This window comes from Streptomyces beijiangensis (assembly GCF_017315755.1).
Taxonomy (GTDB): Bacteria; Actinomycetota; Actinomycetes; order Streptomycetales; family Streptomycetaceae; genus Streptomyces; species Streptomyces beijiangensis.
This window is the reverse complement of sequence record NZ_JAFLRJ010000180.1, coordinates 18,216-27,246: the sequence shown is the minus strand read 5'-3', so window position 1 is coordinate 27,246 and position 9,031 is coordinate 18,216. Positions and strand designations below refer to the sequence as shown.

The following is a 9,031-nucleotide window of genomic DNA, read 5'->3' as shown; positions in this document are numbered from 1 at the left end:
GCGGACGCCGGGTGGCGTCCGACGAACTCGGCCCAGGCGTCCTGGGCGGCCAGGTCGCCGCCGCTGTTGGCGAAGAAGAAGAACCAGACGACGTGCGCGACGGCGGCGACGACGGTCGCGGTGATCACAGGATGCCGGTTGGCGTACGCCCAGAGGCGGCGGTGCGGGGCAAGCGGCGGGGTCGGGGTGTGGCCGGCGGGCTTCGCGGCGCCCGGATCCTTCGCAGCGCCCGGATCCTTCGTGGCGCGGGTGGTGCGGGTACTGCTCGCGGCGTCGCCGCCGCCCGACGTGGGCATGCGTATGGCGCCCCCGTCGCGGGGGTCGCTCCTGCCTTCTTCGCGCGTCGGCTCAGCTGTGGTCACCAGGGCTCGCTCTCCTGTGCAGAAGGACGCTGTCCCTGCGTCCCACAGTTGCTCCGCGACGCTAACACGCGGGTATACGGCTGCCGCCTCCGGTTATTTCCGGCCGGAAGCGGCAGCCGTACGGGTTGCGGGCTCAGCTCACCCGGGTCAGCTTCTCGCCGAAGCCGGGCTCGGACAGATCGCTCTGGAGGGCGACGGGGGACGTCACCATTCCGGGTCCGGAGCCGACGGACACCTGGCCGACGACCGTGCCGGCCTTGCCCGAGTGCGGGACCGCCTTGCCGCCGTCGCCGATCTTGATGTCGACCTGCAGTCCGGGCCAGCCGACGGCCTTGAGGTCCTTGGTCGCGACCACCGGGGTCTTGCCGCCGAGCCCGTCGTCGACGTACCCGACGACCGCGCCCTTCTTGATCACGGTGGCGGACGTGACGTCCTGCTGCGCCTTCTGGATCAGCGTGTAGCTGTTGGTGATCGCCGTGTCCAGCTTGTTCTGGAGCGTCGTGCCCTTCTGCTGGCCCATCACCGCACCGACGATCCGGCGCTCCTTGCCGTCGATGACGGTGTTGGCGGCCCAGAGGAGATTGCCGCCCGCCGGGGTGGACGAGCCGGTCTTGATACCGCTCACGCCGGGCTTCAGCAGGATCGAGTTGTTGTTGTAGATCGTGCCAGGGACGCCCGGGATCTCGATCTGGGGCGTGTTCACGATCTCCTGGAACACCTCGTTGTCCATGACGACCTTGCCCAGCTTGACCTGGTCCGTCGCGGTGCTGACCGTCTTGGAGTCGAAGCCGCTCGGGTCGGTGTAGGTGGTGTTCGTCATGCCGAGGGCCGCGGCCGCGTCATTCATCTTCTTGAGGAAGGCCGCCGTGCCGCCGTCCCAGCGGGAGAGCAGGCGCGCCACGTTGTTGCCCGACGGGATGAGCAGCAGCTGGAGCATCTGCTTCTCCGTGTACGTCTGGCCCTCCTTGATCTGGGCCGTCGACTCGTCGGCGGAGCTGGACTCGGCGCCCGCCGCCTTGTCCACGGTGATCGTCGGGCCGGTCGCCTTCCCCGTGAGCGGGTGGTCCTTGAGGATCACGTACGCGGTCATGACCTTGGCCATGCTCGCGGTCGGGGCGGACTTCTGGGCGCCCGAAGTGCCCAGGCTGCCGACGCCGACGACCTCGGCGGCCGACTGGCCCTCGGCGGGCCACGGCATGGACAGCTTCCCGCCCGCGAAGGTGTACGTGGCGTCCGTGGAGAGCGCCAGCGCGGGGGTGGGCAGCGGTCGTACAGCCTGTACGACCGCAAAGACGATCACCAGGAGCAGGATCAGCGGGGTCCAGATCTTGAACCGTCGCGCGATCGTGCGGACATGGGTCCGGGCCGGGGGCGGGGTGTTCGTCAGCTCGGCGAGCAGGTCGAGCGGGGGCCTCGGCGGCAGGGGCTGCTGCTTGGTCCGCTCAGCGACGTCGGGCAGCGGCGAAACGGGCGCGGCAGGGGTCGGCGGCCCGGACCTGAGGGGCTCGGGCTTCTTCGGCTCGGTCCGTACGTCGCTCGCCTTCAGCGGTACGAAGGTACTGGTCCGCTCGGCGTCGCCCTCGGGCTTGCCGGGGACGGGCTTCCGGGGAGGGACATCGCTGATCTTGAGCGCGGTGGTGGGCTGGTCGACGGCGGTCGCCTTGGGCAGCCGGAAGACAGCGGTGTGCTGATCGACACCCTTCGCTTCCGCAACGGGCCTCTTTGCGGACTCGTCGGTCTTGTCGTCCGGCTCGGGCTCGGGCTCCGGGTCGTCGTTGGCGTCGGGCTCGGGCTCGGCCTCGGCCTCGGCGGCGTCGTCGGCGGCGTCGGACGGCTCCGCCTTCGCCGGGGTCGCTTCCTCGGCGGGCGCCTTCTCGGGCTCCGGGTCGGCCTCTTCGACCTCCGCGGCCTCCTCGGGCGTGTCGTCGTCCGACGGGGCGGGATCTTCGGGCTCCGGCTCGGGCTCCGCGTCAGCGTCGTCGGCAGCCGCCGGCGTCTCGTCGGCAGGTTCCGCGTCGGACGGCTCGGCGTCGGACGGCTCGGCGTCGGACGGCTCCGGGGCCTCCTCGGACGCGGACGCCGTTTCCGGCTCCGTTTCCGGCTCCGCCTCCGCGTCGCGTTCCGGTTCGGTCTCATCGGCCGGGTCGTCCGCCGTGGCGACCCAGGCCGCCACCGCCGCCCTCAGACGCGCGTTGTCCGGCGCCGGCGCCGCACTCTCCGGCACGTCCGGCACGTCCGGCACGGGAGCACGGAACACCTGCGTCGGCTGATCGCCGCCACTGGGGCGTTCACGGAAGACCGCCAGCCTCGGGTCACTCTCCCCCGACGACTTGCGCTGCTCCGACTTGTCGGGGGACTCGCCCGCCACCGATGCCTCCTCGATACGTCGCGCGGGACTTCCCGCCTGTCCGAACCATCTACCAGTGTCCTGTGTGGGGGCTTACCCCACGTGCTAGACGAGAACGACATATGTATCGGTTCCCGCACAAACCCACCAGGCACCCTCGACAGACCATTGTGAGAGGGGTCACCCTGTCATTCATCCACGCGGGGAGGCATGGATGGGCAGGAGCCGCAGATCGATTCCGGAAGAGCTATTGCTGCTCGCTCTGGACCCGACCACGGGTACCACAGCGCAGCCGCAGTCGCTCGACCTCGGCCTCGCCGGAGCTCAGCTAGTGGAGCTGGCTCTGGCAGGACGGATAGCCCCTGACGGGGATCGTATCGCCGTGGTGATGGCACGGCCGACAGGAGATCCGACTCTGGACTCCGCACTGGAACTGCTGCGAAGGCGTGGCAGCCCGGTTCGGGCAGTTCACTGGATTGGCGGGCCCCGACTGGGGCTCCGTCAGATTTACCTCGCTCATCTGGAGCGGTGCGGCATGGTGCATGCCGTGGCGGGCCAGATGTGCGGTGTGTTGCCGACGACTCGCTACCAAGCGACGGACACGGCAATCAGCAGGGACATCCGTGCCCGGCTGGACAGTGCGATCCGCACCGGCGTACCGCCGGATCCGCGGACCGCGGCGCTCGCCGCGCTCGCTCACGCAGTGGGACTCGGCAAGCACCTGTATCCCGGCAACGAGGGGCGCTCATCACGCTCCCGGCTAAGGGACCTGATCAGGCACGACCCCATGGGCGGACTCGTGGCACACGCCGTGATGGACGTCCAGAACGGTGTGGCGGTTCAGCCGCGCCGACCAGCTGCGCCCGCACCGGGCGGTCCGATGCAGTCGCAGCAGCAGTCGCATCGCGGGTCGATGGCCCGCGTCGCGGCGCACTAGTCACACCCGCACCACCTGCATGAACCGCACCACCGGAAACCGCCGCACCGACGTCCCCAAGACCCGGTTCGGGAGCCGCACCAACAGCGCGCGGGGCCAGTCCAACTGGCCCCGCGCGCTCATTTTCTCAGGCCGTTTCGCAGCGCAACACGCTGTGTTGGTGGCAGTCTGCTGAGAGTTAATGCAGCTAGTCAGCAGTTAAAGCCGGAGGTGCAGTTCCGTGGCGTCCAACGTCAACCCCACTGTCAGGCGCCGCCGACTGGGCCAGGAGCTGCGAAAGCTCCGCGAGCAGAAGAGCATGACGGCCGAACAGGTCGCCGACCGTCTGCTGGTGTCCCAGTCGAAGATCAGCCGCCTGGAGAACGGCCGCCGTTCCATCAGCCAGCGCGATGTCCGCGATCTGTGCGGGGTCTACGAGGTCGAGGACCACCGGATCGTCGACTCGCTGATGCAGATGGCCAAGGACTCGCGCCAGCAGGGCTGGTGGCACGCCTTCGGCGACATTCCGTACAGCGTCTACATCGGCCTGGAGACGGACGCGGCCTCCATTCGCGTGTACGAGTCCCAGGTGCTCCCCGGTCTGCTGCAGACCCGGGGTTACGCGGAGGCGCTCATCACCGGTGCGATGCCCGAGACGTCGACGACCGACATCGAGAAGCGCGTCCAGGTCCGGCTGCGCCGCCAGGACCGCATCCAGACCGCCGACGGCCCGCTGCGGCTGTGGGCCGTGCTCGACGAGGCGGCGCTGCGCAGGGTCGTCGGCAACAGGCAGCTGATGATCGAGCAGTTGGAGCATCTCGTCGAATGGTCCCAGCTGCCGCACGTCACGGTGCAGGTGATGCCCTTCGAGGCGGGTGCGCATCCCGGCGTCACCGGGCAGTACGCGATTCTTGAGTTCCCCGACGCCGGCGATTCGAGCGTCGTCTACATCGAGGGCGTCACCAGTGATCTCTATCTGGAGAAGGCGCAGGACGTACAGCGCTACAGCGTGATGTACGAACACCTCCGCGCGCAGGCTCTGAATGCGGATCAGACACGGCAGTTCATTTCGGACGTAGCCAAAGAATTCGCCCATTGAGCTTACTGCTGAGCGGGAAAGGTACACCCTGCCCACGGTCCTGCGGAAGTCCCCTCTGGTATATGCCATCCGGTTGAGTGAACGCGCCCCGCACTCGGGGACGTTGACTAGTAGCGTCGATCACGCCATCAAGAACGCTGGCGTCTTTTCGACACAACTGGCTAGACCGGAGCAGACATGGCAATTCACCAGGGTGCACAGGAAATGTGGATCAAGTCCTCCTATTCTGCGGGGAACGGCGCATGCGTAGAGGTCAAGTCACCGATCACGCAAGCCATCGCCGTTCGGGATTCGAAGATCCCCGAAGGCCCTTCGATCACCTTCGCCTCCACGTCGTGGAACGCATTCGTGACCGCGGTGACCCGCACCGCCTGATCCACAACGTTCCACCGCACGAAGACACGAAGATGAGCCCTCTCGACTGGTCCGCCGTCCTGGCCGAGGGGGCTCGGCTCCTTTCCCGGGCTATCTCAGCTGATCGACATAGCGGTCCGTCCCGGGAATCGTCGGAATAAACGGAGCAACCAATTCCACTCTTCCCAGACCTGAGGCAGCGACCACTTCACCCAGCCCCGTGAAGTGTTCGTCCCACACCTCGCGCGGGTCCTCGTCGAGGAACCAGAGCAGCGTCAGCCGGGTGTCGACCCCCTCGACCTGCTTCACATAGGTCATCCGGTCCCCCGGCAGCGGCGTCGGCCGGAAGATCACCACCATCGCCGCCGGTCCGCCCGCGAGCCTCTTCGGCAGATGCCGTGAGCGCAGCCACTCCAGCAGTTCGCCCCGCTGTTCCACGCCCTCCGCGTCGACGACCTCCAGCACGAGGCCCTTGTACGGATGGTCCAGCGCATGGAAGTCCCGCGGCCCCGCCGCCCCGTCCCGGTAGACGGTCGCCTCGTGGTCCTGGAAGGCGGTGAAGACGTGCGTGCGGTCCTGATAGACCCGCCCGTCCCTGTTCAGCCGCTTGTTGATCCCGACGGTCCACTTCATGTGGTCGTCGTAGCGCCCTTCCGTCACCCAGTACGTGGAGAGGTAGCAGCCCGCGGAGACCGGCTCGGCGACCGCCGATTTCTCCGGGTAGCGCAGCTCCTGGAGTTCACGGGTCGCCACCCAGCGGCGCCCCGCGGCCATCCAGGGCATCGCCATCGCGCCGGCGTAGTAGTGGTCGTCCTCGTACCAGCGGTTGTACGCGTGCTCATGGCCCGGGTGCGGCTCGACCATGGTGATCAGCGCATGGCCGGGGCGCACCCCGTAAGGACCGACCGAAGCCAGCTCCGCGTACACCTCGCTGCGGGTCTCTTCGCTCACGTCGCTTCCCTTCCTTCCTCTTCCTTCCTCCTCCGGACGGACCTACTCTGACGGTCCGTCAGAAGAACTGCCATAGCCGGGAGGCGACCGAATGCTCCTCGCAGGGAAGACCGTCATCGTGTCGGGCGTCGGGGCCGGGCTCGGCCATCAGGTCGCGGCGACCGTCGTACGGGACGGGGGCAACGCCGTCCTCGGCGCACGGACCGAGTCCACGCTCGCCAAGGCCGCCACCGAGATCGACCCGGACGGCAGGCACACGGCGTACCGCTCGACCGACATCACCGACGAGGCGCAGTGCGAAGCGCTCGCCGCACTCGCGAAGGAACGGTTCGGGCGAATCGACGCGGTGGTCCATGTGGCCGCCTGGGACAGCTACTTCGGTGGACTCGCGGACGCGGACTTCGAGACCTGGAAGGGCATCGTCGACGTCAATCTGCTCGGCACGCTGCGCATGACACGCGCCTGCCTGCCGGGGCTCGGGGAGCGGGGCGGCTCGGTGGTCATCGTAGGTACACAGTCGGCCGTGGCCGCGCCCTCAGAGGTGCACCAGGCGGCGTACGCGGCGTCCAAGGGGGCACTCACCTCGGCGATGTACTCCCTCGCGCGCGAGCTGGGCCCGCAGCGGATCCGGGTGAACACGGTGCTGCCCGGCTGGATGTGGGGCCCGCCGGTGCAGGCGTTCGTCACGTTCACGGCGCACACCGAGGGCGTGCCCGAGGAAGAGGTCCTGAGCCGGCTCACCAAGCGGATGGCGCTTCCTGAGCTGGCCACGGACGGGGATGTGGCGGAGGCCGCCGCGTTCCTGGCCTCCGACCGGGCGAGGGCGATCACCGGGCAGTCGCTGCTGGTGAACGCGGGGGAACTCATGCGTTAAGACGTGCAGTTGGTGCTCTCCTCAATCGGCCGCTCGGGACCCGCATCCCGGGCGGTCGTTTCGTTGCGATTACCGCTGTGCGTCTGGCGAAGTGCCCGCTCATGGTGTGGCCCGCGTCACCTCGAGGGCAACGGGGCCAGAGGTCAAGAGCAAGTAAAATCGTTCTGCTTTGTGATCTGTGTTCATATCCGTGATCGCCGAAGGTCTTGACCGACCCTCCGAACAGGGGGTTCAATCCGTGAAGTCCCCACTCCCGCACGGGGGCAACCGCCCTGAGGACGTACTGGCGAAGTGCGTCCACGTTCAGTTCATGGAACACAGCCAGTGAATTGAACACAGCAGAATGGCGGACCCCTGGGAGGGGGCACAGTGAACAGTCTCGACTGGATCGTGCTCATCGCTTACTTCGGCGTGATGATCGCGATCGGCGTCTGGTCCCACAAGCGCGTGGACAACGTCTCCGACTTCTTCACGGCCGGCGGCAAGATGCCGTGGTGGCTCGCGGGCATCTCGCACCACATGTCCGGTTACAGCGCGGTGATGTTCACCGGTTACGCCGGCATCGCGTACACCTTCGGCGTCACGTCCTTCGTGACCTGGTCGCTGCCGATCGCCATCGGCATCGGCATCGGCGCCAAGCTCTTCGCGCCCCGGCTCAACCGGCTGCGCTCGAAACTGCACGTCGCCTCACCGCTCGAATACCTCAAGAACCGCTACAACATCCAGACCCAGCAGGCGCTCGCCTGGTCGGGGCTGCTGCTGAAGATCGTGGACGTCGGCGCCAAGTGGGCGGCCATCGCGACCCTGCTGTCGGTGTTCACCGGCATCACCATCACCCAGGGCATCTTCATCACCGGCGCGATCACGGCCGTCTACTGCACGGTCGGCGGTCTCTGGGCCGATGCGCTCACCGAGCTGGGGCAGTTCGTCATCCAGCTGCTCGCGGGTGTCGCGATGCTGGTCACCGCCATGGGCAAGCTCGGCGGGTTCTCCTCGCTGTGGACCGTCTGGGACAAGCTGCCGAGCGGGCACACCCACCCGACGGCCGGCCCGTACACGCTGACCTTCCTGATCGCGTACCTCTTCATCAAGACCTTCGAGTACAACGGCGGCATGTGGAACCAGGCCCAGCGCTACATGGCCACGGACTCCGCACGCAACGCGACCCGTTCGGCCCGGCTGTCGGCGATCCTGTGGCTGGTCTGGCCCGCCGTGCTGTTCTTCCCGATGTGGGTCGCCCCGCTGCTGGTGCAGGCGAAGAAGCCCGACGCGTCCGACTCGTACGCCCTGATGACCGAGAGCCTGCTGCCGCACGGTCTGCTCGGCCTGGTCGTCGTCGGCTTCTTCTCGCACACGATGGCCATGTGCTCCTCGGACGCCAACGCCATCTCCGCCGTCTTCACCCGTGACATCGCGCCCGCCTTCTCCAAGACGGCGCGCGAGTGGTCCAACCGGGCCGGTCTGCTGGCGGCACGTCTCTCGACGCTGTCGTTCCTGGGGTTGTCGATGGCTCTCGCCACCCAGATCAACTCGCCGACGTTCAAGGACATCATCACCGTCGTCATCAAGTGGGTGGCCGGTCTGATGGGGCCGATCGCGATCCCGTTCATGCTGGGTCTGCTCCGGCAGTTCCGTAAGTCGGGGCCGACGGCGGCGCTCACCAGCTGGGCGGCCGGTCTGCTGGCGTTCTTCTTCACCAACTACAACTTCGACGGTTCGGCCAAGACGGACGTGGCTCTGCAGTACCAGGTGGCACTGCCGCTGGCGATCTCGCTGGTGCTCTACATCGTCATCGGCTTCATCAAGCCGGAGGACACCCCGGAGCGCGACGCGATCATCGCGACGATCAACTCGGACGACGACGGGCCTTACACGGCTGCCGCCGCGGTGCCGGCTCCTGCGGAGGCGGGGGACGAGAAGGTGCTGGGGCGCGAGGGGGCGGGTAGCTAGCGCGCGCTTGTTGTACGTGGAGGAGCCCGCCCCCGGTGCTGGGGGCGGGCTCCTTCGCGTGGTGCGCGTGGTGCGCGGCAGGTTCGGGCGCGCGTGCACGGGCGTTCTGGGGCTCTGCCCCAGACCCCGCTCCTCAATCGCCGGAGGGGCTGATAGCCCCCAAGGGCTTGAGTGGTGC

At 67.9% G+C, this 9,031-nt stretch carries 7 protein-coding genes and 1 pseudogene; 5 read left to right on the top strand and 3 right to left on the bottom strand.

Annotated features, from left to right (window positions below; genetic code table 11):
• Both J0695_RS20090 and J0695_RS20085 read right to left on the bottom strand, forming a co-directional pair.
• Positions 1-362, bottom strand: a pseudogene (locus J0695_RS20090) (MFS transporter); the annotation flags it as partial.
• Between the two features lie 133 nt (positions 363-495).
• The gene (locus J0695_RS20085) at positions 496-2,730 is read right to left on the bottom strand and encodes a D-alanyl-D-alanine carboxypeptidase family protein (RefSeq protein WP_206963491.1); all 2,235 of its coding nucleotides are present in this window, start codon (positions 2,728-2,730) and stop codon (positions 496-498) included.
• A gap of 193 nt (positions 2,731-2,923) precedes the next feature.
• On the opposite strand from J0695_RS20085, the gene J0695_RS20080 reads away from it, so the two are divergent.
• The 3 genes from J0695_RS20080 (at position 2,924) to J0695_RS20070 (ending at position 5,099) form a co-directional block, all read left to right on the top strand.
• On the top strand, positions 2,924-3,646 hold the full coding sequence (locus J0695_RS20080; RefSeq protein WP_206963490.1) for a GOLPH3/VPS74 family protein: 723 nt from the start codon (positions 2,924-2,926) through the stop codon (positions 3,644-3,646).
• A gap of 220 nt (positions 3,647-3,866) precedes the next feature.
• The gene (locus tag J0695_RS20075) at positions 3,867-4,724 is read left to right on the top strand and encodes a helix-turn-helix domain-containing protein (protein WP_206963489.1); all 858 of its coding nucleotides are present in this window, start codon (positions 3,867-3,869) and stop codon (positions 4,722-4,724) included.
• Between the two features lie 177 nt (positions 4,725-4,901).
• The gene (locus J0695_RS20070) at positions 4,902-5,099 is read left to right on the top strand and encodes a DUF397 domain-containing protein (protein WP_206963488.1); all 198 of its coding nucleotides are present in this window, start codon (positions 4,902-4,904) and stop codon (positions 5,097-5,099) included.
• Positions 5,100-5,189: 90 nt separating this feature from the next.
• Here J0695_RS20070 and J0695_RS20065 read toward each other — a convergent pair whose 3' ends face one another.
• A complete protein-coding gene (locus J0695_RS20065) occupies positions 5,190-6,029 on the bottom strand; it encodes a hypothetical protein (protein ID WP_206963487.1) in 840 nt (279 codons plus the stop codon).
• Between the two features lie 91 nt (positions 6,030-6,120).
• Between J0695_RS20065 and J0695_RS20060 the strand changes: the two genes are divergently transcribed.
• Both J0695_RS20060 and J0695_RS20055 read left to right on the top strand, forming a co-directional pair.
• A complete protein-coding gene (locus J0695_RS20060; protein ID WP_206963486.1) occupies positions 6,121-6,903 on the top strand; it encodes an SDR family oxidoreductase in 783 nt (260 codons plus the stop codon).
• Positions 6,904-7,272: 369 nt separating this feature from the next.
• Positions 7,273-8,853 (top strand): sodium:solute symporter family protein, encoded by a 1,581-nt coding sequence (locus J0695_RS20055; RefSeq protein ID WP_206963485.1) that lies wholly within the window; start codon positions 7,273-7,275, stop codon positions 8,851-8,853.
• The last annotated feature ends 178 nt before the right edge of the window (positions 8,854-9,031 follow it).